This is a genomic window from Geobacillus sp. LEMMY01, from assembly GCF_002042905.1.
In the GTDB taxonomy this organism is placed as follows: Bacteria; Bacillota; Bacilli; order Bacillales; family Anoxybacillaceae; genus Geobacillus; species Geobacillus proteiniphilus.
The window spans coordinates 38,218-63,879 of the sequence record NZ_MVKA01000013.1 but is presented as its reverse complement, the minus strand read 5'-3'; the positions used below and the strand labels follow the sequence as shown (position 1 = coordinate 63,879).

The 25,662-nt window shown below is 52.8% G+C and carries 24 protein-coding genes, 2 rRNA genes and 2 other annotated features; all 26 genes read left to right on the top strand.

The annotated features are described in order from the left end of the window. Positions 1-1,440 (top strand): 23S ribosomal RNA (locus B1A75_RS08355); the annotation flags it as partial. A gap of 105 nt (positions 1,441-1,545) precedes the next feature. After that, a 5S ribosomal RNA gene (rrf, locus tag B1A75_RS08350) occupies positions 1,546-1,662 on the top strand. Between the two features lie 265 nt (positions 1,663-1,927). Next, positions 1,928-2,389 carry a transcriptional regulator CtsR gene (gene ctsR, locus B1A75_RS08345; protein ID WP_011229590.1) on the top strand — a complete coding sequence of 154 codons (462 nt, stop codon included), beginning with the start codon at positions 1,928-1,930 and terminating at the stop codon, positions 2,387-2,389. A 15-nt stretch (positions 2,390-2,404) separates the two neighbouring features. Continuing rightward, entirely contained in the window at positions 2,405-2,953 is a 549-nt protein-coding gene (mcsA, locus tag B1A75_RS08340; RefSeq protein WP_079936045.1) for a protein-arginine kinase activator protein McsA, read from the top strand. Between the two features lie 5 nt (positions 2,954-2,958). Continuing rightward, positions 2,959-4,050: a protein-arginine kinase McsB gene (mcsB, locus tag B1A75_RS08335; protein WP_011229592.1), complete on the top strand. Its 1,092-nt coding sequence runs from the start codon at positions 2,959-2,961 to the stop codon at positions 4,048-4,050. Next, entirely contained in the window at positions 4,047-6,479 is a 2,433-nt protein-coding gene (clpC, locus tag B1A75_RS08330; RefSeq protein WP_011229593.1) for an ATP-dependent protease ATP-binding subunit ClpC, read from the top strand. Before mcsB ends, clpC begins: the two co-directional genes overlap by 4 nt. A 77-nt stretch (positions 6,480-6,556) precedes the next feature. Then, positions 6,557-7,930 carry a DNA repair protein RadA gene (radA, locus tag B1A75_RS08325; RefSeq protein WP_074043611.1) on the top strand — a complete coding sequence of 458 codons (1,374 nt, stop codon included), beginning with the start codon at positions 6,557-6,559 and terminating at the stop codon, positions 7,928-7,930. A 309-nt stretch (positions 7,931-8,239) separates the two neighbouring features. Next, a complete protein-coding gene (locus tag B1A75_RS08320) occupies positions 8,240-9,334 on the top strand; it encodes a PIN/TRAM domain-containing protein (protein WP_074043610.1) in 1,095 nt (364 codons plus the stop codon). Between the two features lie 21 nt (positions 9,335-9,355). After that, complete coding sequence (ispD, locus tag B1A75_RS08315; RefSeq protein ID WP_074043609.1) at positions 9,356-10,042, top strand: 2-C-methyl-D-erythritol 4-phosphate cytidylyltransferase; 687 nt, start codon at positions 9,356-9,358, stop codon at positions 10,040-10,042. 14 nt (positions 10,043-10,056) lie between these two features. Further along, entirely contained in the window at positions 10,057-10,533 is a 477-nt protein-coding gene (ispF, locus tag B1A75_RS08310) for a 2-C-methyl-D-erythritol 2,4-cyclodiphosphate synthase (protein ID WP_012820473.1), read from the top strand. Positions 10,534-10,732: 199 nt separating this feature from the next. Further along, positions 10,733-12,205: a glutamate--tRNA ligase gene (gene gltX, locus B1A75_RS08305; RefSeq protein ID WP_074043613.1), complete on the top strand. Its 1,473-nt coding sequence runs from the start codon at positions 10,733-10,735 to the stop codon at positions 12,203-12,205. 72 nt (positions 12,206-12,277) lie between these two features. Then, positions 12,278-12,513, top strand: a binding site (T-box leader). Then, positions 12,511-13,248 carry a serine O-acetyltransferase gene (gene cysE, locus B1A75_RS08300; RefSeq protein WP_074043608.1) on the top strand — a complete coding sequence of 246 codons (738 nt, stop codon included), beginning with the start codon at positions 12,511-12,513 and terminating at the stop codon, positions 13,246-13,248. It overlaps the preceding feature by 3 nt. Beyond that, positions 13,226-14,626 carry a cysteine--tRNA ligase gene (gene cysS, locus B1A75_RS08295; RefSeq protein WP_074043607.1) on the top strand — a complete coding sequence of 467 codons (1,401 nt, stop codon included), beginning with the start codon at positions 13,226-13,228 and terminating at the stop codon, positions 14,624-14,626. The genes cysE and cysS overlap by 23 nt, the downstream gene beginning before the upstream one ends. 6 nt (positions 14,627-14,632) lie before the next feature. Further along, positions 14,633-15,058, top strand: a complete 426-nt coding sequence (locus tag B1A75_RS08290; protein ID WP_014194591.1) for a Mini-ribonuclease 3 — start codon at positions 14,633-14,635, stop codon at positions 15,056-15,058. Further along, complete coding sequence (gene rlmB / locus B1A75_RS08285) at positions 15,058-15,795, top strand: 23S rRNA (guanosine(2251)-2'-O)-methyltransferase RlmB (RefSeq protein ID WP_074043606.1); 738 nt, start codon at positions 15,058-15,060, stop codon at positions 15,793-15,795. Before B1A75_RS08290 ends, rlmB begins: the two co-directional genes overlap by 1 nt. A gap of 3 nt (positions 15,796-15,798) precedes the next feature. Further along, a complete protein-coding gene (locus B1A75_RS08280; RefSeq protein ID WP_012820478.1) occupies positions 15,799-16,311 on the top strand; it encodes an NYN domain-containing protein in 513 nt (170 codons plus the stop codon). A gap of 36 nt (positions 16,312-16,347) precedes the next feature. After that, positions 16,348-17,031, top strand: a complete 684-nt coding sequence (gene sigH / locus B1A75_RS08275) for an RNA polymerase sporulation sigma factor SigH (RefSeq protein ID WP_013143979.1) — start codon at positions 16,348-16,350, stop codon at positions 17,029-17,031. 61 nt (positions 17,032-17,092) lie between these two features. Then, the gene (rpmG, locus tag B1A75_RS08270) at positions 17,093-17,272 is read left to right on the top strand and encodes a 50S ribosomal protein L33 (RefSeq protein WP_074043605.1); all 180 of its coding nucleotides are present in this window, start codon (positions 17,093-17,095) and stop codon (positions 17,270-17,272) included. A 40-nt stretch (positions 17,273-17,312) separates the two neighbouring features. After that, the gene (secE, locus tag B1A75_RS08265) at positions 17,313-17,495 is read left to right on the top strand and encodes a preprotein translocase subunit SecE (protein ID WP_074043604.1); all 183 of its coding nucleotides are present in this window, start codon (positions 17,313-17,315) and stop codon (positions 17,493-17,495) included. 113 nt (positions 17,496-17,608) lie between these two features. Next, the gene (gene nusG / locus B1A75_RS08260) at positions 17,609-18,142 is read left to right on the top strand and encodes a transcription termination/antitermination protein NusG (protein ID WP_012820482.1); all 534 of its coding nucleotides are present in this window, start codon (positions 17,609-17,611) and stop codon (positions 18,140-18,142) included. A 235-nt stretch (positions 18,143-18,377) separates the two neighbouring features. Further along, positions 18,378-18,803: a 50S ribosomal protein L11 gene (gene rplK / locus B1A75_RS08255; protein ID WP_011229608.1), complete on the top strand. Its 426-nt coding sequence runs from the start codon at positions 18,378-18,380 to the stop codon at positions 18,801-18,803. 202 nt (positions 18,804-19,005) lie between these two features. Further along, positions 19,006-19,707 (top strand): 50S ribosomal protein L1, encoded by a 702-nt coding sequence (gene rplA / locus B1A75_RS08250; RefSeq protein WP_074043603.1) that lies wholly within the window; start codon positions 19,006-19,008, stop codon positions 19,705-19,707. Positions 19,708-19,754: 47 nt separating this feature from the next. Beyond that, positions 19,755-19,918 (top strand) — a sequence feature (ribosomal protein L10 leader region). Between the two features lie 47 nt (positions 19,919-19,965). Next, positions 19,966-20,466, top strand: coding sequence for a 50S ribosomal protein L10 (gene rplJ, locus B1A75_RS08245; protein ID WP_033017249.1), 501 nt, complete (start codon positions 19,966-19,968; stop codon positions 20,464-20,466). 54 nt (positions 20,467-20,520) lie between these two features. After that, positions 20,521-20,889, top strand: a complete 369-nt coding sequence (gene rplL, locus B1A75_RS08240; RefSeq protein WP_074043602.1) for a 50S ribosomal protein L7/L12 — start codon at positions 20,521-20,523, stop codon at positions 20,887-20,889. A gap of 111 nt (positions 20,890-21,000) precedes the next feature. Then, positions 21,001-21,603 (top strand): class I SAM-dependent methyltransferase, encoded by a 603-nt coding sequence (locus B1A75_RS08235; RefSeq protein ID WP_074043601.1) that lies wholly within the window; start codon positions 21,001-21,003, stop codon positions 21,601-21,603. 408 nt (positions 21,604-22,011) lie between these two features. Continuing rightward, positions 22,012-25,584: a DNA-directed RNA polymerase subunit beta gene (rpoB, locus tag B1A75_RS08230; RefSeq protein WP_074043600.1), complete on the top strand. Its 3,573-nt coding sequence runs from the start codon at positions 22,012-22,014 to the stop codon at positions 25,582-25,584. The last annotated feature ends 78 nt before the right edge of the window (positions 25,585-25,662 follow it).

The window sequence follows — 25,662 nt, the reverse complement described above, 5'->3', positions numbered from 1 at the left end:
GCTAGCAGTSWGCTGGCAGAGCCTGTCCCAGCCGTGAGGCTGATCCGCAGGCAAATCCGCGGATCGCAAAGGCCAAGCGGTGACGGCGACGGAGTAATCCGGAAGTCCCCGATTTCACACTGCCAAGAAAAGCCTCTAGCGAGGGAAGAGGTGCCCGTACCGCAAACCGACACAGGTAGGCGAGGAGAGAATCCTAAGGCGCGCGGGAGAACTCTCGTTAAGGAACTCGGCAAAATGACCCCGTAACTTCGGGAGAAGGGGTGCTCTTTGGGGTGAAGAGCCTTGAAGAGCCGCAGTGAAAAGGCCCAAGCGACTGTTTATCAAAAACACAGGTCTCTGCGAAGCCGAAAGGCGACGTATAGGGGCTGACACCTGCCCGGTGCTGGAAGGTTAAGGGGAGCGCTTAGCGGAAGCGAAGGTGCGAACCGAAGCCCCAGTAAACGGCGGCCGTAACTATAACGGTCCTAAGGTAGCGAAATTCCTTGTCGGGTAAGTTCCGACCCGCACGAAAGGTGTAACGACTTGGGCGCTGTCTCAACGAGAGACCCGGTGAAATTATACTACCTGTGAAGATGCAGGTTACCCGCGACAGGACGGAAAGACCCCGTGGAGCTTTACTGCAGCCTGATATGGAATTTTGGTATCGCTTGTACAGGATAGGTGGGAGCCTGGGAAGCCGGAGCGCCAGCTTCGGTGGAGGCGWCGGTGGGATACCACCCTGGCGGTATTGAAATTCTAACCCGCACCCCTTATCGGGGTGGGAGACAGTGTCAGGTGGGCAGTTTGACTGGGGCGGTCGCCTCCCAAAAGGTAACGGAGGCGCCCAAAGGTTCCCTCAGAATGGTTGGAAATCATTCGGAGAGTGCAAAGGCACAAGGGAGCTTGACTGCGAGACGGACAGGTCGAGCAGGGACGAAAGTCGGGCTTAGTGATCCGGTGGTTCCGCATGGAAGGGCCATCGCTCAACGGATAAAAGCTACCCCGGGGATAACAGGCTGATCTCCCCCAAGAGTCCACATCGACGGGGAGGTTTGGCACCTCGATGTCGGCTCATCGCATCCTGGGGCTGTAGTCGGTCCCAAGGGTTGGGCTGTTCGCCCATTAAAGCGGTACGCGAGCTGGGTTCAGAACGTCGTGAGACAGTTCGGTCCCTATCCGTCGCGGGCGSAGGAAATTTGAGAGGAGCTGTCCTTAGTACGAGAGGACCGGGATGGACGCACCGCTGGTGTACCAGTTGTCCCGCCAGGGGCACCGCTGGGTAGCTATGTGCGGACGGGATAAGCGCTGAAAGCATCTAAGCGTGAAGCCCCCCTCAAGATGAGATTTCCCACCGCGCAAAGCGGGTAAGATCCCTCGAAGATGACGAGGTCGATAGGTCCGAGGTGGAAGCGTGGCGACACGTGGAGCTGACGGATACTAATCGATCGAGGGCTTGACCTATGAGCGGCTTCTTCCGACGGTTATCTAGTTTTGAAGGAATGAATTTCCTTCTTGACATTGTTTATTTTTCAAGTATAATAAATGATGTCAAAATCCAAACGCTTGCCTAGTGGCTATGGCGGAGGGGAAACACCCGTTCCCATCCCGAACACGGAAGTTAAGCCCTCCAGCGCCGATGGTAGTTGGGGCCAGCGCCCCTGCAAGAGTAGGTCGCTGCTAGGCAAAATGGAAAGCACGTCTTTTCTTTCCTTGGGAGAAAAGGCGTGCTTTTTCATTTATTCGGCTGCTTGACGTTTTATTGTCCAAAAAAAACGGATATTCTATAGTTAGTTTTCCTTCTTCGGTCACTCTTGAAATTTTCCGTAATACATTGTATAGTAAGAGTAAGGTCAAATATAGTCAAAGTCAACAAAGAGGCAGTGGGGTGTCCTTGTCAGCGGACGGCCCATCGCCAGGCAGCTTGGTTGTAAGGAAGGTGGTAGGTAGAGTGCCGAACATTTCCGACATCATTGAGCAATATTTAAAGCAAGTGCTCAATATGAGCGACCAAGATATCGTTGAAATTAAACGAAGCGAAATCGCTAATAAATTCCAATGTGTTCCGTCGCAGATCAACTATGTCATCAATACGAGGTTTACCCTTGAAAGAGGGTACATCGTCGAAAGCAAGCGCGGTGGCGGTGGGTATATCCGCATTATGAAAGTGAAGACAAAGAGTGAAGCACAGCTTATTGACCAGCTGCTCGAGCTTGTCGGCCACCGCATCAGCCAATCGAATGCCGAAGATGTGGTAAAACGTCTCGTTGAAGAAAAGGTAATTTCGGAGCGGGAAGCGAAAATTATGTTAAGCGCTATGGATCGTTCTGTTTTATATATCGATTTGCCCGAGCGGGACGAACTGCGGGCCCGTATGTTAAAAGCGATGCTGACGTCGCTGAAATACAAATAGGGGGAGGGGGAGGCATTGATTTGCCAAGAATGCAAGCAGCGGCCGGCCACGATGCGCTTTACAAAAATTGTAAACGGAGAGAAAACGGAGTTCCATCTTTGCGAGCAATGCGCCAGAGAGCATGGCCATATGTTTACGTTCTACGGCAATGATGATTTTTCACTCAACAACTTGTTGGCGGGGCTTCTCAATTTTCAAGCGCCGATGAAAGAGATGACGGCGAACGCGTTTCCGAACCCGGATGTACTTCAATGTGAGACGTGCCAAATGACATACCATCAATTCACACAAATCGGGCGGTTCGGCTGCGCTAACTGCTACCGGACGTTTGCACGCTACTTGCCGCCGATTTTGAAACGGCTCCATAGCGGCAATACCGCTCATTCAGGAAAAATTCCGAAGCGAAAAGGCGGCGTTCTCCATTTGCGCAAGCAACTTGCTATGTTGAAACAAAAGCTTCAGGAGCTCGTCGCTCGTGAGGAATTCGAGCGGGCGGCCGAGGTGCGCGACCAAATCCGCTCGTTGGAGGATGAACTGCGTCGACGCGGAGAGGGGGATATGTAAGCGGTATGTCGTTCGAGAAGTTTTTCAATACGGCGGTCAGCGCGTGGATGAGCCAAGAGGGGCCGGATTCGGACATCGTCTTAAGCAGTCGCATCCGACTGGCGCGCAACATCGTTGACTTTCGTTTTCCAACGCTGTTTAGCAGTGAAGAAGCGATGCAAATCGTCGCGTTGTTTGAACGGACGTTCGCCCATCGTTCTTACGGAGGGGCAGGCCGCTTCGAGTTGTTGAAAATGTCGGAGCTTCAGCCGATTGAAAAACGGGTATTGGTAGAAAAACACTTAATTAGTCCGCATCTGGCTGAGGATTCGCCGTTTGGCGCTTGTCTGCTTTCGGAAAATGAAGAAATCAGCATCATGATCAACGAGGAGGATCATATCCGCATCCAATGCCTATTCCCGGGGTTGCAGCTTGCTGAGGCGCTCGAGGCGGCGAGCGAATTGGACGATTGGATTGAAGGGTATGTCAACTATGCCTTTGACGAGCGGCTTGGTTATTTAACGAGCTGCCCGACCAATGTCGGGACGGGATTGCGGGCTTCGGTGATGATGCATCTTCCGGCGCTTGTGCTGACGCAGCAAATTAACCGTATTATTCCTGCCATCAACCAGCTTGGGCTTGTTGTCCGTGGAACATACGGTGAAGGGAGTGAAGCGTTGGGAAATATATTCCAAATTTCCAACCAGATCACGCTTGGGAAATCGGAGGAAGACATTGTTGCTGATTTGCATACGATCGTTCAGCAGCTGATCGCCCAAGAAAGAGCGGCTCGTCAGGCATTAGTGAAAACTTTGGGCATACAATTAGAAGACAAGGTGTTCCGTTCATACGGCATACTGGCCAACTGTCGAGTCATCGAATCGAAAGAAGCGGCGCAATGTCTGTCCGATGTTCGCTTAGGGATTGATCTAGGATATATCAAGAACATCTCGCGCAACATTTTAAATGAGCTGATGATTTTGACGCAGCCGGGATTTTTGCAGCAATATGCCGGCGGGGCGCTTCGCCCTGAAGAACGGGACGTCCGCCGCGCGGCGCTGATCCGGGAGCGTTTAAAGATGGAGGAACGAAGAAAGATGGAGGGTGATGAACGATGATGTTTGGCAGATTTACGGAACGGGCGCAAAAAGTGCTGGCGCTGGCGCAGGAAGAAGCCATTCGCCTCGGCCATAACAATATCGGCACAGAACATATTTTGCTCGGCCTCATCCGCGAGGGCGAGGGGATCGCGGCTAAGGCGCTCATGGCGCTTGGGCTCGGCCCAGATAAAATCCAAAAAGAAGTCGAATCGCTCATCGGCCGTGGCAGTGAAGTGTCGCATACGATCCACTATACACCGCGGGCGAAAAAAGTAATTGAGCTGTCGATGGATGAAGCGCGGAAGCTCGGCCATTCATACGTCGGCACAGAACATATTTTGCTTGGGTTGATCCGCGAAGGCGAAGGGGTGGCCGCCCGCGTGCTGAACAACTTGGGAGTAAGCTTGAACAAAGCGCGCCAACAAGTGTTGCAGCTGCTTGGCAGCAATGAGTCGATGTCAGGCCATGGCGGCGGCGCGTCGCATGTGAGCACTCCGACGCTTGACAGCCTCGCCCGCGATTTGACAGCGATTGCCCGCGAAGGGCGGCTGGACCCGGTCATCGGCCGCAGTAAAGAAATTCAGCGCGTCATTGAAGTATTAAGCCGGCGGACGAAAAATAATCCGGTGTTGATCGGCGAGCCGGGCGTTGGGAAAACGGCCATTGCTGAAGGGTTAGCCCAACAAATCGTCAATAACGAAGTGCCGGAAACGCTGCGCGACAAGCGGGTCATGACGCTCGATATGGGGACGGTCGTCGCCGGAACGAAATACCGGGGGGAATTTGAAGACAGACTGAAAAAAGTGATGGATGAAATTCGTCAAGCGGGCAACATCATCTTGTTCATCGATGAGCTGCATACATTAATTGGCGCCGGTGGGGCGGAAGGAGCGATCGACGCGTCGAACATTTTGAAACCGGCGTTGGCGCGCGGGGAGCTTCAATGCATCGGCGCGACAACGCTCGATGAATACCGGAAATATATTGAAAAAGACGCCGCGCTTGAACGCCGCTTTCAGCCGATTTACGTTGATGAACCGACAGTGGAAGAATCGATCCAAATTTTAAAAGGGTTGCGCGATCGGTATGAAGCGCACCACCGCGTTTCGATTTCCGACGAGGCGATCGTGCAAGCCGTCAAGTTGTCCGACCGCTACATTACCGACCGTTTCTTGCCGGATAAGGCGATCGATTTGATCGACGAGGCTTGCTCGAAAGTGCGCCTTCGTTCGTTCACCGCACCGCCGAAATTGAAAGAACTTGAACAAAAGCTCGAGGAAGTGCGGAAAGAAAAAGACGCGGCCGTGCAAAGCCAAGAATTTGAAAAAGCGGCGTCGCTGCGCGATATGGAACAGCGGCTGCGCGAAGAACTGGAGGAAACGAAACGAGCGTGGAAAGAAAAACAAGGCCAAGAAAATTTGGAAGTGACGGTCGAAGACATCGCCGCGGTCGTCTCGAGTTGGACCGGCATTCCAGTATCGAAGCTCGCTGAGACGGAAACGGAGCGGCTGCTCAAGCTGGAAGAAATTTTGCATTCGCGTGTCGTCGGCCAAGACGAGGCGGTCAAAGCGGTCGCCAAAGCGGTGCGCCGCGCCCGTGCTGGCCTGAAAGACCCGAAACGCCCGATCGGTTCGTTCATTTTCCTTGGTCCGACCGGCGTTGGGAAAACGGAGTTGGCCCGAGCCTTGGCAGAAGCGATGTTTGGCGATGAAGACGCCCTCATTCGCATCGATATGTCCGAGTATATGGAAAAACACTCGACATCGCGGCTCATCGGGTCGCCGCCGGGGTATGTCGGTTATGAAGAAGGCGGCCAGCTGACGGAAAAAGTGCGCCGCAAGCCGTATTCGGTTGTCCTGTTAGATGAGATGGAAAAAGCGCATCCGGACGTGTTCAATATTTTGCTGCAAGTGTTGGAAGATGGGCGGCTGACTGACTCGAAAGGGCGGACGGTCGACTTCCGCAACACGATCATCATCATGACGTCCAACGTCGGCGCCGATGCGCTGAAACGGAATAAGTACGTTGGCTTCAACATTCAAGACGGGAACCAACAATACAAAGATATGAAAAGCAAAGTGATGGATGAGCTGAAAAAAGCATTCCGTCCAGAGTTTTTAAACCGGATCGACGAAATCATCGTCTTCCATTCGCTCGAAAAAGACCATCTGAAACAAATCGTCCGATTGATGGCCGATACGCTCGTGAAGCGGCTGAAAGAGCAAGACATCGATCTTGAGCTGACGGAGGCCGCCATTGAGAAAATCGCCGCCGAAGGGTTCGATCCAGAATACGGTGCCCGCCCGCTGCGCCGCGCCTTGCAAAAGCATGTTGAAGACCGTTTGTCCGAAGAATTGTTAAAAGGCACGATCGCCAAAGGGCAAAAAGTCGTCGTGGATGTCAAAGACGGGGAGTTTGTCGTATTGTCGAAACAGGCGGTCGTGTGAGGGAAGAAAAGGTATGCGGCAGCTTCCTGCCCATGCCTTTTTTTCGTTGGAAAACGTTACAGAAAGGGTTAAGATCGATGGCGAAGAAGAAAACGAAGTTCGTTTGCCAACAGTGTGGATATGAGTCGGCCAAATGGCTTGGACGCTGTCCGGGATGCCAAACATGGAATTCGTTTGTTGAGGAAATTGAGCAGGAGAAACCGACTGTGCGCGGCGCATTTCTTCATTCGGAGCGCGCGGGTTCGGCCAAACCGGTCCCGATTACAGCCGTGGAGGCGGTGCAAGAGCCGCGCATGAAAACGAACAGCGCGGAGCTCGATCGCGTGTTGGGTGGTGGAATCGTCAAAGGTTCGCTCGTTTTGATCGGCGGCGACCCTGGTATTGGCAAATCAACGTTGCTTTTGCAAACATCGGCGCAGCTCGCTGCTGCTGGGCATAAAGTGCTGTATGTCTCTGGAGAGGAATCGGTAAAACAAGTAAAGCTGCGAGCTGGGCGTCTCCGTGCGGAGTGCGATCATCTGTATGTGTTGGCGGAAGCGGATTTGGAATATATTGTAACAGCGGTTGAAACCATTCAGCCCGCTTGTGTGATCATCGATTCGATTCAGACGATGTACCGTACGGACATCTCCTCCGCGCCAGGCAGCGTCGCCCAAGTGCGCGAATGCACGGCCGAGCTGATGAAGCTGGCGAAAACAAAAGGCATTGCTATTTTTATCGTCGGCCATGTGACGAAAGAAGGGGCGATCGCCGGGCCGCGTCTGCTCGAACATATGGTGGACACCGTTCTCTATTTTGAAGGGGAGCGGCATCATACGTATCGCATTTTGCGAGCGGTGAAAAACCGTTTTGGCTCAACGAACGAAATCGGCATTTTTGAGATGCGTGACATCGGATTGAAGGAAGTGGAAAACCCATCGGAAGTGTTTTTGGAAGAGCGGTCGCGCGGAGCGGCTGGCTCGACGGTCGTGGCGGCGATGGAAGGGACGCGGCCGGTGCTCGTCGAAATCCAGGCGCTTGTTTCACCGACAAGCTTCGGCAACCCGAGACGGATGGCGACCGGCCTTGACCATAACCGTGTGTCGCTTTTGATGGCCGTGCTCGAAAAGCGGGTTGGGCTGCTGTTGCAAAACCAGGACGCCTACTTGAAAGTGGCGGGCGGAGTGAAGCTTGACGAGCCGGCAATTGACTTGGCGGTCGCTGTCAGCATCGCCTCGAGCTTTCGCGACCGGCCGACGAATCCAACGGACGTCATTATCGGTGAAGTCGGCTTGACTGGAGAAGTGCGCCGCGTCTCCCGCATCGAACAGCGCGTGCAAGAGGCGGTGAAGCTAGGCTTTTCCCGTGTCATTGTGCCAAAAAACAATTTAACGGGCTGGCAGCCGCCAAAAGGCGTTCATGTGATCGGCGTTTCGCATGTGGCCGAGGCGCTTGAGCATACAATGTGTTAACCGCTCTTTCGCCTGCGCGGCCCGCTTCTTCGCGCCCAAGGGGATATGAGCGATCAAAAATTCATCGCCTCTTCATTCTTAAGTGCTCAAGCAGAGGCATAAACAGCCTAAAAGAATTGAACCTTTTCGCTCTGATGTACGTAAAAAATAGTAGGGAGATCCGAAACAACTCCGGCGTTTGGCCGGCGTTTTCCGTCTATTGTTACAAGCAGATGTCGAATGTTCAAAAACGGTTAAAAATTGCCTTCCAATTGGTTTCAAACATTGGAAACTGTTTATAATGTTAAATAGGGAGGTGAAGATGGGCTGATGGTCAAACGCATTGTGCAATTATTTTTCCTCGCCGTGGGCGGAACGTTAGGCGCCATGTTTTTGCCTGACTTGCTTAAGCTGATGAATGTGAGCGGCATGCCGCTTCTCAATAATTCTTATACGCTGGCGGTGCTGGGGGCAGTCGTTTTCTTTTTGTTGACGTTTTGGCTTGTCGATTATGTCGTCGACATGATTCGCTGGGTGGAGGAAACGCTGGTGAAGGCGCCGGCCGCCGACGTGCTGTTTGGCAGTCTCGGGCTGATTTTCGGTCTTATTATCGCGTTTTTCGTTGTCATGCCGTTGCAGTCGTTTCACATTCAAGTGTTGAATACGGTGTTGCCGATTTTTTTGACGGTGTTGCTTGGCTACTTAGGGTTTCGTGTCGGTTTAAAGAAACGGAATGAGTTGATGAACTTATTTTCCTTGTCCAACCGCATGGCGAAGAAAAAAGGTGGAGAAGCGGAAAACGAACCGTCAAAGGGCGGTGCCGTGAAAATTTTGGATACGAGCGTCATCATCGACGGGCGGATTGCAGACATTTGCCAAACCGGGTTTTTGGAAGGGCCGCTTGTCATCCCTCGGTTTGTGCTCGAAGAATTGCAGCATATCGCCGATTCGTCCGACGTGCTGAAGCGGAACCGCGGCCGCCGCGGCTTGGATATTTTGAACCGCATCCAAAAAGAAATGGCGATGAAAGTGGAAATCCATGAAGCGGATTTCAGCGACGTCCAGGAAGTCGACAGCAAACTCGTCAAGCTGGCGAAGCAGCTTCAAGGCGTTGTCGTGACGAACGATTTCAATTTAAACAAAGTATGTGAGCTGCAAAACGTGCGTGTTTTGAATATCAACGATTTGGCGAATGCCGTCAAACCGGTCGTGCTGCCAGGCGAGGAGCTGAACGTACACGTCATTAAAGATGGGAAGGAGCATAACCAAGGCGTCGCCTATTTGGACGACGGGACGATGATCGTCGTCGAAGATGGCAAAGAATATATCGGCAAACGGGTTGACGTGTTAGTCACCAGCGTGTTACAAACATCTGCAGGGAGAATGATTTTTGCCAAATTGAAACTGCTGCAAAAAGCGTTGTAAAACGAATAGGGGAAACGGCCAATGAATTACGAAGCGATTGTCTTGGCGGCCGGGCAAGGAAAGCGGATGAACGCCGGCATGAACAAGCAATTCCTTGAGCTTGGCGGCGAGCCTCTCATCGTTCGGACGCTGGAAGTGTTTGAGCGCGATGAGCGGTGCGTTCGCATTGTGCTTGTCGTCAACCCGGCCGAGCGAAGCCGATTTGAGCAGCTGCTCGCCCGCTTTCGCATTCGAAAAGTCGCCGCGCTTGCCGACGGCGGCGAGGAGCGGCAGCATAGCGTCTATAACGGATTGCAGGCGCTCGAGGGGGAGGAGATTGTTCTCATCCATGACGGCGCCCGCCCGTTTGTCCGCGTCCATCATTTGCACGAGCTAGTGAACGCCGCCGTTCAGTACGGGGCGGCGATCCCGGCAGTGCGGGTGAAAGATACGATCAAAAAAGCGAACGGTTTGTTTGTCGAACAGACGATTGATCGTTCCAGCTTGTGGGCGGTGCAGACGCCACAAGCTTTTCGTCTGTCTTTGATCATGGAAGCGCACAAAGCGGCGAAACAGGCTGGCTATCTCGGCACGGATGACGCCAGCCTTGTGGAGCGAATCGGCAAGCCGGTGAAGATCATTGAAGGGGATTATCGCAATATTAAGCTGACGACGCCGGAGGACCTTTTGTTTGCTGAGGCGATTTTGGCAAGCCGCATGGCCGAATAGATGGGGGTGGAGAGATGTTTCGCATTGGACAAGGGTTTGACGTCCATCAGCTTGTTGAAGGGCGTCCGCTGATCATTGGCGGCGTCACCATTCCGTATGAAAAGGGGCTGCTCGGCCACTCAGATGCCGACGTGCTGCTTCATGCGGTGGCGGACGCATGCCTTGGGGCGATCGGCGCCGGCGATATCGGCCGACATTTTCCGGACACAGATCCGCGCTTTAAAGATGCCGACTCGGCTGAGCTGTTGGCGCACGTATGGGCGCTCGCTCGGCAGGAAGGGTATAGGCTCGTGAACGCCGACTGCACGATCATCGCACAAAAGCCGAAGATGGCGCCGTATATTGAAGAAATGAGGGCGGTGATCGCTCGGTTGCTGGAAGCCGAGCGCTCGCAAGTCAATGTGAAGGCAACGACGACGGAGAAGCTCGGATTCACTGGGCGGGGGGAAGGCATTGCCGCCCAGGCGGTCGTCTTGCTGCAAAAAAGCTAATGGAGCGGCCTTTGGCAACATCATTTGGGAGACCTCGTTCCTTAATACATAAGCGCTTTGTTCGCCGTCCTGGCTAGGAGGTGTAAAGGGGGCGTCGGCGGCGTGGCGCTGCCTAGGCGAGAGCCGTCTGTTTTGAACTTTGCCGCTATAAACGGTACAATAATAGCACAAGCTTTGATGGAAGTGGAGGGTTTGGATGATGGCAAAAGAGGTGCGCGTGCGCTATGCGCCGAGCCCAACCGGCCATTTGCATATCGGCGGTGCGCGGACAGCGCTGTTTAACTATTTGTTCGCCCGCCATCACGGTGGAAAAATGATCGTCCGCATCGAGGATACGGATATTGAACGGAACATCGAAGGCGGCGAAAAGTCGCAGCTCGAAAACTTAAAATGGCTCGGCATTGATTATGATGAATCGATTGATAAAGATGGCGGCTACGGGCCGTACCGGCAAACGGAGCGGCTCGATATTTACCGAAAATATGTGAATGAATTGCTTGAGCAAGGGCATGCGTACCAATGTTTTTGCACGCCGGAAGAGCTCGAGCGCGAGCGGGAGGCGCAGCGGGCGGCCGGCATCGCCGCTCCGCAGTATAGCGGCAAATGCCGCCATTTGACGCCGGAGCAGGTCGCGGAGCTCGAGGCGCAAGGGAAGCCGTATACGATCCGCCTGAAGGTGCCGGAAGGGAAAACGTACGAGTTTTACGATTTAGTGCGCGGCAAAGTGGTGTTTGAATCGAAAGATGTCGGCGGCGATTGGGTGATTGTAAAGGCCAATGGCATTCCGACATACAATTTCGCTGTTGTCATCGATGACCATTTAATGGAAATCAGCCATGTGTTTCGCGGTGAGGAACATTTGTCCAATACGCCGAAGCAGCTCATGGTATACGAGTATTTCGGCTGGGAGCCGCCGCAGTTCGCGCACTTGACGTTGATCGTCAACGAGCAGCGGAAAAAGCTGTCTAAGCGCGATGAATCGATCATTCAGTTCGTCTCGCAATACAAAGAACTTGGCTATTTGCCGGAAGCGATGTTCAACTTTTTCGCTTTGCTTGGCTGGTCGCCGGAAGGAGAGGAAGAAATTTTTACGAAAGACGAACTGATCCGCATGTTCGATGTCTCCCGGCTGTCAAAATCGCCGTCCATGTTTGATACGAAAAAGCTGACATGGATGAACAACCAATATATCAAAAAGCTTGATCTTGACCGGCTTGTTGAGCTGGCCTTGCCGCATTTAGTGAAAGCCGGGCGCCTGCCGGCGGATATGACTGACGAACAGCGGCAATGGGCGCGCGATTTAATTGCTTTGTATCAAGAGCAAATGAGCTACGGGGCGGAGATCGTCCCGCTGTCTGAGCTGTTCTTTAAAGAAGAAATCGACTACGAGGACGAGGCGCGTCAAGTGCTCGCTGAAGAGCAAGTGCCGGCTGTGCTTTCCACCTTCCTTGAGAGCGTGCGTGAGCTTGAGCCGTTTACGGCAGACGAGATTAAAGCGGCCATTAAAGCGGTGCAAAAGGCGACCGGGCAAAAAGGGAAAAAGTTGTTTATGCCGATTCGCGCGGCGGTGACTGGACAAACGCACGGACCGGAGCTGCCGTTTGCCATTCAGCTGCTCGGCAAAGAAAAAGTGATCGAGCGGCTGGAGCGGGCGTTGCAAGAAAAATTTTAATCGGCCTCTATGCACGTTTGCATGATGGATGTGGTATAATAATATAAAATTTCGATGGAACAAGCGCATAAGGAAAAAGCGTTGACGAGGAGAAGTAGGAAGCATCGGCATCCCAGAGAGAGCCGCCTTGGCTGGAAGCGGCTTATGTTCGGTGCTGTCCGAAGTGCGCCTCGGAGCCTCCTTTCGAACCGGAACAGAGACGTTCTGCAGTAGAGGGGAGCGGAGCATCTCCGTTATCGGAATCGAGTGAGCGAAACGGCGCCCCGTTTCGCTAAACAGAGTGGAACCGCGCCAAAAGCGTCTCTGTGTCTTCGGCACAGGGACGCTTTTTTATTCAAGACAACTTAGAGGGATGGAGGGAGGACATCATGTTTAAAACGTTAAAAGAGGATATTGAGGTCATTTTTGAGCAAGACCCGGCGGCGAGAAGCTATTTGGAAGTCATTTTAACGTATTCCGGCCTGCATGCCATCTGGGCGCATCGGATCGCCCATGCGCTTTACAAGCGGAAATTTTACTTTCTTGCCCGCTTGATTTCGCAAATCAGCCGCTTTTTCACTGGCATTGAAATCCATCCGGGCGCGAAAATCGGCCGCCGCTTTTTCATCGACCACGGCATGGGCGTGGTGATCGGCGAAACGTGCGAAATCGGCGACAATGTCACCGTCTATCAAGGGGTCACATTAGGCGGGACAGGGAAAGAAAAAGGGAAGCGGCACCCGACGATCAAAGACAACTGTTTGATCGCTGCCGGCGCGAAAGTGCTCGGTTCGATTACGATCGGGGAAAACTCGAAAATCGGCGCTGGGTCGGTCGTGTTAAAAGACGTACCGCCCAATTCGACCGTCGTTGGCATTCCGGGCCGCGTCGTTGTGCGCGACGGGGTGAAAGTGAAGAAAGATTTAAATCATACCGACCTGCCTGACCCGATCGCCGACCGGTTTCGGGAGCTTGAAGAGGAAATCGCCCGGCTGAAAAGCGAGCTTGAGGCATTGAAACAACAAGAAAGGAAGAACGAGTATGAGCAGCATCCGGCTTTATAATACGCTGACGCGAAAAAAAGAACCGTTTGAGCCGCTGGAGCCGAATAAAGTGAAAATGTATGTGTGCGGCCCGACCGTCTATAATTATATTCACATCGGCAATGCTCGGGCCGCCATCGTTTTTGACACGATCCGCCGCTATTTGGAGTTCCGCGGCTATGATGTGACGTATGTATCGAACTTTACCGACGTCGATGACAAGCTGATCAAAGCGGCCCGCGAGCTCGGCGAGAGCGTGCCGGCGATCGCCGAGCGGTTTATTGAGGCGTATTTTGAAGACATTCAGGCGCTTGGCTGCAAAAAAGCGGACATCCATCCGCGGGTGACCGAAAACATTGATACGATTATCGAATTCATTCAGGCGCTCATTGACAAAGGATATGCCTACGAAGTCGACGGCGACGTGTATTACCGGACGCGCAAGTTCCGCGAATACGGCAAGCTGTCTCATCAATCGATCGATGAGCTGCAAGCTGGGGCGCGCATCGAAATTGGGGAGAAAAAAGACGATCCACTTGATTTCGCCCTTTGGAAAGCAGCGAAGGAAGGAGAAATTTGTTGGGACAGCCCATGGGGGAAAGGGCGGCCTGGTTGGCATATCGAATGCTCGGCGATGGCGCGCAAATATTTGGGCGATACGATCGATATCCACGCTGGCGGCCAAGACTTAACATTCCCGCACCATGAAAACGAAATCGCCCAGTCGGAGGCGCTGACCGGCAAACCGTTCGCGAAATATTGGCTGCACAATGGGTATTTAAATATTAACAACGAAAAAATGTCGAAGTCGCTTGGCAATTTCGTGCTCGTTCACGATATCATCCGGCAGATCGACCCGCAAGTGCTGCGGTTTTTCATGCTGTCGGTGCATTACCGCCATCCGATCAACTACAGTGAGGAACTGCTTGAGAGCGCGCGGCGAGGACTCGAGCGCCTGAAGACGGCGTACGGCAATTTGCAGCATCGCTTGCAGGCAAGCACGAACTTAACGGACAATGACGAGGAATGGCTGTCGCGCATTGCGGACATCCGCGCCTCGTTTATCCGTGAAATGGACGACGATTTCAACACAGCCAACGGCATTGCCGTATTGTTTGAACTGGCGAAGCAGGCCAACTTGTACTTGCAGGAAAAAACGACATCCGAGAAGGTCATTCACGCGTTTTTGCGCGAGTTCGAACAGCTGGCGGACATACTAGGGCTCACCTTAAAGCAAGACGAGTTGCTTGATGAGGAAATCGAGGCGTTGATCCAAAAGCGCAATGAAGCGCGGAAAAACCGCGATTTTGCGCTGGCCGACCGCATTCGCGACGAGCTGAGGGCGAAAAACATCATTTTGGAAGACACGCCGCAAGGAACGAGATGGAAACGGGGATAGCACGCGATGATGGCGGAGTTTGAAACGGTCAACGATGTGAAGCAGTTGAATGGACTGGCGCTTGCCTATATTGGCGATGCGGTTTACGAGGTGTATGTGCGCCGCCATTTGCTTGCTGGCGGCAGCGTGCGGCCGCATGAGCTGCATCGGCGGGCGGTTCGCTATGTGTCGGCGCGGGCGCAAGCGCAAGTGATTTTGGCGTTGCTTGACGAGGGCGTCCTGACCGAGGAGGAAAAGGACATCGTCCGCCGCGGCCGCAATGCCAAATCAGGCACGATCCCGAAAAATACGGACGTGCAAACATACCGGCATAGCACGGCCTTTGAGGCGCTCATCGGTTATCATTTTTTGGTTAATAATGAAAAGCGGGTTGATGAGCTGATCGGCCGTTCGTTTGCCATTATTGAAAGAGAAGAAAGGGCGTTGGAATGATGGACTACATTATCGGCAAAAATCCGGTCATTGAAGCGCTCAAAGCCGGGCGTGACATCAATAAAATTTGGATCGCTGAAGGGGCGCAGCGCCATACCGTCGAACCTGTGCTTGAATGGGCGAAGCGGCGGGGCGTGCTCGTCCAATATGTCCCGAAGCGCAAGCTTGACCAGATGGCTGAAGGTGCTCATCAAGGGGTTGTCGCTCAGGCGGCGGCCTACCGCTACTATGAAATCGATGACTTGTTCGCTCGCGCCGCCGAGCGGGGCGAGGCGCCGTTTTTTCTCATCTTGGACGAGCTTGAGGATCCGCATAATTTAGGGGCCATTATGCGCACCGCTGATGCGGTCGGGGCGCACGGCCTCATCATTCCGAAGCGGCGTTCGGTTGGGCTGACCCAAACGGTGGCGAAGGCGTCGACCGGGGCGATTGAGCACGTTCCGGTCGCGCGTGTGACAAACTTGGCGCGGACGATTGACGAGCTGAAAGAGCGCGGAGTGTGGGTAGCCGGAACGGATGCATCGGCTCAAGACGACTACCGCTCGCTCGATGGCACGATGCCGCTGGCGCTCGTAATCGGGAGCGAAGGAAAAGGGATCAGCCGCCTAGTGCTTGAAAAGTGCGATTTCTTGTTCCGGTTGCCGATGCGCGGCCATGTCACCTCGCTCAATGCCTCTGTCGCCGCCAGCCTGCTCATGTACGAGGTGTACCGGAAGCGGTATCCGTTGGGAGAATAGCCGATGAACATTTTGATTGTCGACGGCTATAACATCATCGGAGCGTGGCCGGAGCTGCGCCGGCTGAAAGAAGAGGGCGATCTGGCAGCGGCAAGGGATTTATTGATTGAAAAAATGGCTGACTACAAAGGATTCACCGGGGACCATGTCGTAATCGTATTCGATGCCCACCTCGTGCAAGGAAACGAGAAAAAGTATAAACATTACGACGTCGACGTCATTTTTACAAAGGAACATGAGACGGCCGATGAGCGAATTGAACGGTTGGCGAAAACATTGATGAATGCGCGCACAAAAGTGTATGTCGCTACCTCCGACTACACCGAACAATGGACGGTGTTCGGCCAAGGCGCTCTGCGCAAGTCGGCGCGCGAGCTATTAGATGAAGTCGAGACGGTTGAGCGGGACATTTCCCAAAAAGTAAAAGCGATGCGGCAGCGCACTCCGATCTCCAAAGTTCCGCTAAATGATAGAATTGCTGAAATTTTTGAAAAATGGCGAAGAGGAGAAAAATGAGCGGTTGACGCTGTAAAAATTTGTCCTGTATAATACATGTTAGCGATTGATGCGGTCGGGGGGATCAGCGTGGGGGAATGCTTGAAAGCAATGAAAGGGAAAGATTATCATCAGCTGGACGATGAGCAGCTTGTTGCGCTCGTTCACGAAGGGGATGGGGAAGCACTTGATTTTTTAATCCATAAATATCAAAACTTTGTGCGCGCCAAAGCTCGCTCCTATTTTTTAGTCGGAGCTGATCGGGAAGATATCGTGCAGGAAGGAATGATCGGTCTGTATAAGGCCGTCCGCGATTTTAAGGGGGACAAGCTTTCCTCATTTAAAGCATTTGCAGAACTTTGCATCACAAGGCAAATGATTACCGCGATTAAAACGGCGACCCGCCAAAAGCATATTCCGCTCAATTCTTACGTTTCCTTGGATAAGCCGATTTATGATGACGAGTCGGATCGGACGCTGATGGATGTGTTGTCCGGCACGCAGGTGACGGACCCGGAACAATTGATTGTCAACCGCGAGGAAGTCGACGATATTGAACTAAAGATGGCGGAGCTGCTCAGCGACCTCGAGCGGAAAGTGCTCGCTTTGTATTTGGATGGGCGCTCATACCAGGAAATTTCCGAAGAGCTGAACCGCCATGTCAAGTCGATCGACAATGCTTTACAGCGCGTCAAGCGGAAGCTCGAGAAATATTTGGAATACCGCGAGATCAGTTTGTAGCATCGCACCGCCGCATCAAAAGATGTCATTGACAGCGAAACAGCCAATATGATAAATTTTTATGGACATCTCGCAGGAACGGTGGAATGCTGATGCGCAAAAAGTGACGCTGGCTTGCGCGCAGTGCGGGAGCCGAAACTATACGGCAGCAAAACAAATACGTCGCCTTGGTGAGCGCCGTATGGCCAACAAGTTTTGCTCAACATGCAACAAACATACGATCCATCGCGAGACGGAATAGGCGGTGGAGATAGTTTTGAACGATGATGGAGGTACGAGTGATGCAGCGAGTAACCAGCTTTTTAAAAGAAGTCGTACGCGAGCTGAAAAAAGTGAGTTGGCCAAACCGGAAGGAGTTAGTGAACTACACGGCGGTCGTGTTGGCCACGGTGGCGTTTTTCACCGTCTTTTTTGCCGTTGTGGACCTCGGCATTTCTGAGTTGATTCGCCTCGTGTTTGAATAAGCGGGCGAAGGATATGTTATAATGAAAGATAATCGCGCGCGTATGGAACCCGGCAACGGGTTTTTGTTTTGCGCAAAAAAACAAGACGAAAACCGCCCTGGGGAGGCTCGCTGATGGAAAAAAACTGGTATGTCGTCCATACATATTCGGGATATGAAAACAAAGTGAAAGCCAATTTGGAAAAACGCGTCGAATCGATGGGAATGCAAGATAAAATTTTTCGCGTCGTCGTTCCGGAAGAGACGGAAACGGACGTCAAAAACGGGAAACGGAAAACGACGAAAAAGAAAGTGTTCCCTGGCTATGTGCTCGTTGAGATGGTCATGACGGATGACTCATGGTATGTCGTGCGCAACACGCCGGGCGTCACTGGATTTGTCGGCTCAAGCGGGGCTGGTTCGAAACCGACGCCGCTTATGGAGGAAGAAGTGAAAATGATCTTGAAGCGGATGGGCATGCCGCTTGCCGAGGTTGACGTCGACTATGAGGTAAATGAAACGGTGCGGATCAAAGAAGGTCCGTTTGCGAACTTTACAGGGAAAATTGAAGCGATTGACCCGGATAAACATAAAGTGAAGCTGCTTGTCGATATGTTTGGGCGCGAAACACGGGTGGAACTTGAGTTTTCGCAAATAGAAAAAATCTAATGGATAAAGAACTTGCAATTGCTAGGGAAAAGTGATACTATTTTAAGGTCAGTATGTCTCTTAAACGGAGGCATATCGCGATGAACTTATACACTTGTATAAGGGAGCCATTTTGTTTTTACGCTGATCCTCTCAACTGGAACGGGAGATAGGAAAACGGCTCAGTAGACCGGAGCCGGATGAGTGGGAGGGGCAATCCCTAATACCACATCACGGACTTAAGGAGGTGTGTCTCGTGGCGAAAAAAGTAATCAAGGTCGTCAAACTGCAAATTCCTGCCGGGAAAGCGAATCCGGCGCCGCCAGTAGGTCCTGCGTTGGGTCAAGCCGGTGTCAATATTATGGCGTTTTGCAAAGAGTTTAATGCCCGTACGGCTGACCAAGCAGGGTTGATCATTCCGGTTGAAATTACGGTTTTTGAAGACCGTTCATTTACATTCATCACGAAAACGCCGCCAGCCGCTGTATTGCTGAAAAAAGCGGCGGGCATTGAATCGGGCTCCGGCGAACCGAACCGCAACAAAGTGGCGACAATTAAACGCGACAAAGTGCGCGAGATCGCCGAGCTGAAAATGCCGGATTTGAATGCGGCGAGCATTGAGGCGGCCATGCGCATGATCGAAGGCACGGCCCGCAGCATGGGTATTGTGATCGAAGATTAAGGATGAATGGTGCGTGTGGAAAGGTTGCGTATTCCGCAACCTTTCTCAATGGAGAAAGGGCCGTCCGGCAAGCGTACGGCTGGATAATGGTCAAAATGGGAATCTAATGCAATCCCTCGCTTAAGGCCTGTTGCCAGGAATAAGCACAGGAGGATCGTGGGAGGTTTTTTCCGCTAAAACCACAATCGAGGAGGAATTTCACATGCCAAAAAGAGGGAAGAAATATTTAGAAGCACTGAAGCTCGTCGACCGCTCCAAAGCATACCCGATTGCTGAAGCGATCGAGCTCGTGAAAAAAACGAACATCGCGAAATTCGATGCCACAGTGGAAGTGGCGTTCCGTTTGGGCGTTGACCCGAAAAAAGCGGACCAACAAATTCGCGGCGCCGTCGTCCTGCCGCACGGCACAGGGAAAGTGGCGCGCGTGTTGGTGTTCGCGAAAGGGGAAAAAGCGAAGGAAGCAGAAGCGGCTGGCGCTGACTATGTCGGCGATACAGAATATATCAACAAAATCCAGCAAGGCTGGTTTGACTTTGATGTTGTTGTCGCTACGCCGGACATGATGGGGGAAGTCGGGAAACTCGGCCGCATTTTAGGGCCGAAAGGGTTGATGCCAAACCCGAAAACCGGAACAGTCACGTTTGACGTAGCAAAAGCGGTGCAAGAAATCAAGGCTGGTAAAGTGGAATACCGCGTCGACAAAGCGGGCAACATCCACGTTCCGATCGGCAAAGTGTCGTTTGACAACGAGAAATTGGCTGAAAACTTCACGGCCGTTTATGAAGCAATTTTGAAAGCCAAACCGGCGGCGGCAAAAGGGACGTACGTGAAAAACGTCACGATTACGTCGACAATGGGCCCTGGCATCAAGGTTGACCCGTCCACGGTTGCTGTTGCACAATAACCGTTGACTTTTGTTTGTCCGTCTGTTAAAATGCCATTTGGCTGAACAAATGAATATCATTTGTACCGTAGACAGTAGGTGCCTGTTTGAGGCTTAATTTCCTACCGAGGTATGTGGACGATAGAACAGCGCGCCCCGCGCCGGGAACGAGCGGCGGTGCGTTGAACGACACCTCCATGTCTACGCGGCATGGAGGTTTTTTATTGAGCGAACGGTATAAGTGGTATTCTCTCATTTTCCTTACAGGAGGTGCAGGACGTGTCGAGCGCGATTGAACTGAAAAAACAAGTGGTCGCGGAAATCGCAGACAAATTCCGGGCCAGCAAGGCGACCGTCATCGTTGATTACCGCGGCCTAAACGTGGCAGAAATGACCGAGTTGCGCAAACAGCTGCGCGAGGCAGGCGTCGAGTTTAAAGTGTACAAAAACACCTTAACCCGCCGGGCGCTCGCGGAAGTCGGCTTGGAAGGACTGGATGAAGTGTTCACCGGTCCAAATGCCATCGCCTTCAGCAATGAAGATGTCGTGGCGCCGGCAAAAATTTTAAGCGAGTTTGCGAAAACGCATGAAGCATTGGAAATCAAAGGCGGCGTCATCGAAGGGAACATCGCCAGCAAAGAAGAAATCGATGCGTTGGCGAAACTCCCGTCCCGCGAAGGGTTGCTTTCGATGTTGCTTAGCGTTCTTCAAGCCCCGATCCGCAACTTTGCTCTTGCGGTTAAAGCGGTGGCTGACAAGCAAGAGGAACAAGGCGCATAATGGCGCATCGATATGTGCTTAACGATCATTCAGAAAACAAAGGAGGAAGTTGTGATGACGAAAGAACAAATCATTGAAGCAGTGAAAAATATGACGGTATTGGAATTAAACGAATTGGTGAAAGCGATCGAAGAAGAATTCGGCGTAACGGCTGCGGCTCCGGTTGTTGTTGCGGGTGGCGCAGCAGCTGGCGGTGAAGCGGCGGCAGAAAAAACGGAATTCGACGTCATTCTTGCCGACGCCGGCGCGCAAAAAATCAAAGTTATCAAAGTCGTTCGCGAAATCACTGGTCTCGGCTTGAAAGAAGCAAAAGACTTGGTCGACAACACGCCGAAGCCGATCAAAGAAGGCATTGCGAAAGAAGAAGCCGAAGAAATCAAAGCAAAACTCGAAGAAGCTGGCGCGAAAGTCGAAATCAAGTAATGGCTGCGCCATTGAAAAAAGAGGTTGGCCCGAGCAAGGGGCAGCCTCTTTTTTGTTAACACTATATAACAGAAGGCGGTGCAGCCTGCCGACAAGAAGGAGGGGATGATGATGAGCGAGCATTATTACTCAGTCAATCCGACGTCGGAGCGAAACCCGCAAACGTGGACGTACGTGCTGCGGGGGCATGAATTCCGCTTTACGACCGACAGCGGAGTGTTTTCGAAGCGCGAAGTCGACTTTGGCACACGCCTGTTAATTGAAACGTTCGAGGAGCCGGGAGTGGCTGGGGATTTGTTGGATGTCGGCTGCGGATATGGGCCGATCGGGCTTGCCTTGGCCAAATCGTTTCCAGACCGGCGCATCCATATGATTGATGTCAACGAGCGAGCGCTCGAGCTGGCGCAGGAAAACAAACAGGCAAACGGGATTGACAATGCGGTGATTTACAAAAGCGATCTTTTTTCGGAAGTCGGAGAACAGCGATTTGCAGCGGTCGTCACCAATCCGCCGATCCGGGCTGGCAAACGGGTTGTTCACGCGATTTTTGAACAAAGCCGCGATCATCTGCTCGATCACGGCGAGCTATGGGTCGTCATTCAAAAAAAGCAAGGCGCCCCATCTGCCTTGCAAAAACTGAACGAATGCTTTCCCGCTGTAGAAGTCGTCGCGAAGAAAAAAGGATATTATATCATAAAGGCGAAAAAATGTTGACACCGTTTTTTTATTGTGGTAACATTATAAAATGCTAAATATGCACATTTCCCGTGCAGAGGGGATGACGTATAATTTTGGACGCAATGGAAACAATGATAAAATCAATAAGCAACGAACCATATGGTTTTCTATTGGAATAGAAACCATTTTCTTTTTTTCTCCGTTCAACGCCTGGTTTCCTCGCGCCGGGAGCGTGTTAAATCCCCTAAATGAAACGGCGGTGCACGCAACGAAGCCGTTTCCGTCCGGATGGCGGGGGCCGGCCGCATGCATGCCTAGCGCTTTGCCCCGGAATGACGGAGCGGCCAGTCCGCCTTGACGGCATTGATTGCTGAGCGGGGCGGATGATGGAGCTGTTCCGGTTCCGGTTTTCACTAATGTCTACATTTGAGGGGTGAATCACTCTTGACAGGCCGACTAGTTCAATACGGGCGACACCGCCAACGCAGAAGCTATGCACGCATCAGCGAAGTGCTGGAATTGCCGAACTTGATCGAAATTCAAACGTCCTCCTACCAATGGTTTCTCGATGAAGGACTGCGGGAAATGTTTAGGGAAATTTCCCCGATTGAAGACTTTTCCGGCAATCTCTCGCTTGAATTTATCGACTATAGTTTAGGAGAACCGAAATATACGGTCGAAGAGGCGAAAGAACGCGACGTTACATATGCGGCGCCGCTTCGCGTCAAAGTTCGCCTGATCAATAAAGAAACGGGCGAAGTGAAGGAACAAGACGTGTTTATGGGCGATTTTCCGCTCATGACGGAAACCGGAACGTTTATTATCAACGGGGCGGAACGCGTCATCGTTTCCCAGCTCGTCCGTTCGCCAAGCGTTTATTACAGCGACAAAGTCGATAAAAACGGCAAACGCGGCTACTCGGCGACAGTGATTCCGAACCGCGGCGCATGGCTTGAATATGAAACCGATGCGAAAGACGTCGTTTACGTTCGCATCGACCGCACCCGTAAACTGCCGGTTACGGTGCTTCTCCGTGCGCTTGGGTTCAGCTCCGATCAAGAAATCATCGATCTGCTCGGCGACAACGAATACTTGCGCAATACGCTTGAAAAAGATAATACCGACAGCACGGAAAAAGCGTTGATTGAAATTTACGAGCGTCTTCGTCCGGGAGAGCCGCCGACGCTTGAGAATGCGAAAAATTTGCTGGCGTCGCGCTTTTTTGACCCGAAACGCTATGACTTGGCGAGCGTAGGGCGCTATAAAATCAACAAAAAACTTCATATTAAAAACCGTTTGTTCAATCAACGGATCGCCGAAACGATTGCCGATCCGGAAACAGGAGAAGTCATCGCCGAAGCTGGAGCGATGATCGACCGCCGTATGCTCAATCGTCTGCTTCCGTACTTGGAAAAAGGTGTAGGCCTAAAGACGTACCGCCCGGCCGAAGGGGTGGTGGACGGGGACATTTCGGTGCAAACGATCAAAATTTATGCCCCGAATGACCCGGAAGGCCAAAAAGTGATCAACGTCATCGGCAACGGCTTTATCGCCGAGGATGTCAAACATATTACACCGGCTGACATCATTGCATCGATCAGCTATTTCTTCAACTTGCTCCACGGCGTCGGCGATACGGATGACATCGACCATTTAGGCAACCGCCGCCTCCGTTCGGTCGGTGAGCTGCTGCAAAACCAATTCCGCATCGGCCTGTCGCGCATGGAGCGCGTCGTGCGCGAGCGCATGTCGATCCAAGATACGAACACGATTACGCCGCAGCAACTCATCAACATCCGTCCAGTGATCGCGGCGATCAAAGAGTTTTTCGGCAGCTCGCAGCTGTCACAGTTCATGGACCAAACGAACCCATTGGCCGAACTGACGCACAAGCGGCGTCTGTCCGCGCTTGGCCCTGGCGGATTGACACGCGAGCGCGCCGGGTTTGAGGTGCGCGACGTTCACTATTCGCACTACGGGCGGATGTGTCCGATCGAAACGCCGGAAGGTCCGAACATCGGGCTCATCAACTCGCTATCCACCTACGCGAAAGTGAACAAGTTCGGCTTTATTGAAACCCCATACCGGCGCGTCGATCCGGAAACGGGGCGGGTGACGGACCAAATCGATTATTTGACAGCTGATGAAGAGGACAATTACGTTGTAGCGCAGGCGAACGTACCGCTTGCGGAGGACGGCACGTTCCTTGAAGAAAACGTTGTCGCCCGTTTCCGCGGCGAGAACATCGTCGTCAAGCGCGATCGCGTCGACTACATGGACGTTTCGCCGAAGCAAGTCGTCTCGGCAGCGACGGCGTGCATCCCATTTTTGGAAAACGACGACTCGAACCGCGCGCTGATGGGGGCGAACATGCAGCGGCAAGCCGTGCCGCTGTTGGAACCGGAAGCGCCGATCGTCGGCACGGGGATGGAGTATGTTTCGGCGAAAGACTCGGGCGCAGCGGTCATTTGCAAGCACCGCGGCATCGTCGAGCGCGTCGAAGCAAAGGAAATTTGGGTGCGTCGGCTGGTTGAAGTGGACGGCAAAGAAGTCAAGGGTGATCTAGATAAATATCGGCTGCTGAAATTCGTTCGTTCGAACCAAGGCACGTGCTACAACCAGCGGCCGATCGTGAAAAAAGGCGATATCGTTGAGAAGGGCGAAATTTTGGCCGATGGCCCGTCGATGGATAAGGGCGAATTGGCGCTTGGCCGCAACGTGCTTGTCGCCTTTATGACATGGGACGGTTACAACTACGAAGATGCGATCATCATGAGCGAACGGCTCGTCAAAGAAGACGTGTATACGTCGATCCATATTGAAGAGTATGAAGCCGAATCGCGCGATACGAAGCTCGGTCCGGAAGAAATTACGCGCGACATTCCAAACGTCGGTGAGGATGCGCTGAAAAACTTGGATGAACGCGGCATCGTCCGCATCGGCGCAGAAGTGAAAGACGGCGACTTGCTCGTCGGCAAAGTGACGCCAAAAGGAATGACCGAGCTGACAGCGGAAGAGCGGCTTTTGCACGCGATCTTCGGCGAAAAAGCGCGCGAGGTGCGTGATACGTCGTTGCGCGTCCCGCACGGCGGCGGCGGCATCGTCCTTGACGTGAAAGTATTCAACCGCGAAGACGGCGACGAGCTTCCGCCGGGCGTCAATCAACTGGTTCGCGTCTATATTGTGCAAAAGCGGAAAATTTCCGAGGGCGACAAAATGGCAGGCCGCCACGGGAACAAAGGGGTTATTTCCCGCATTTTGCCGGAGGAAGATATGCCATTCTTGCCGGATGGCACGCCGATTGACATCATGTTAAACCCACTCGGCGTTCCGTCGCGGATGAACATCGGGCAAGTATTTGAGCTGCACCTTGGCATGGCGGCGAAAAAACTCGGCTTGCACATCGCCTCCCCGGTCTTTGACGGGGCGACGGAGGAAGACGTTTGGAACATCCTCGAAGAGGCAGGTCTAGCGCGCGATGCAAAAACGGTGCTGTATGACGGACGGACGGGCGAACCGTTTGACAACCGCGTGTCAGTTGGGATCATGTACATGATCAAGCTCGCCCACATGGTCGACGACAAGCTTCATGCCCGTTCCACCGGTCCGTACTCACTCGTCACTCAGCAGCCGCTCGGTGGCAAGGCGCAGTTCGGCGGCCAGCGCTTTGGCGAGATGGAAGTATGGGCGCTTGAGGCGTATGGGGCGGCATACACGCTGCAAGAAATTTTGACCGTCAAGTCCGACGATGTCGTCGGCCGTGTCAAAACGTACGAGGCGATTGTCAAAGGGGAAAACATTCCGGAGCCGGGTGTGCCGGAGTCGTTTAAAGTGTTGATCAAAGAGTTGCAAAGCTTGGGCATGGACGTCACGATTTTGACGAGCGATGAACAAGAAGTGAACATGGAAAACTTTGATGATGATGATGACCATGCACCGGATGCCATCATGGTGGACGTCAAACCGGCCGAACGGGAAGAAGCCGGCGAAGAGAAAGATGCGGTGACGAAAGAATAAACCGGCCATAACGGCCAGGCGGGGAGCTATTCCCCGCCATTGGCCGCTTGAGCGAACGGAAAACCGACGGATCAAAAA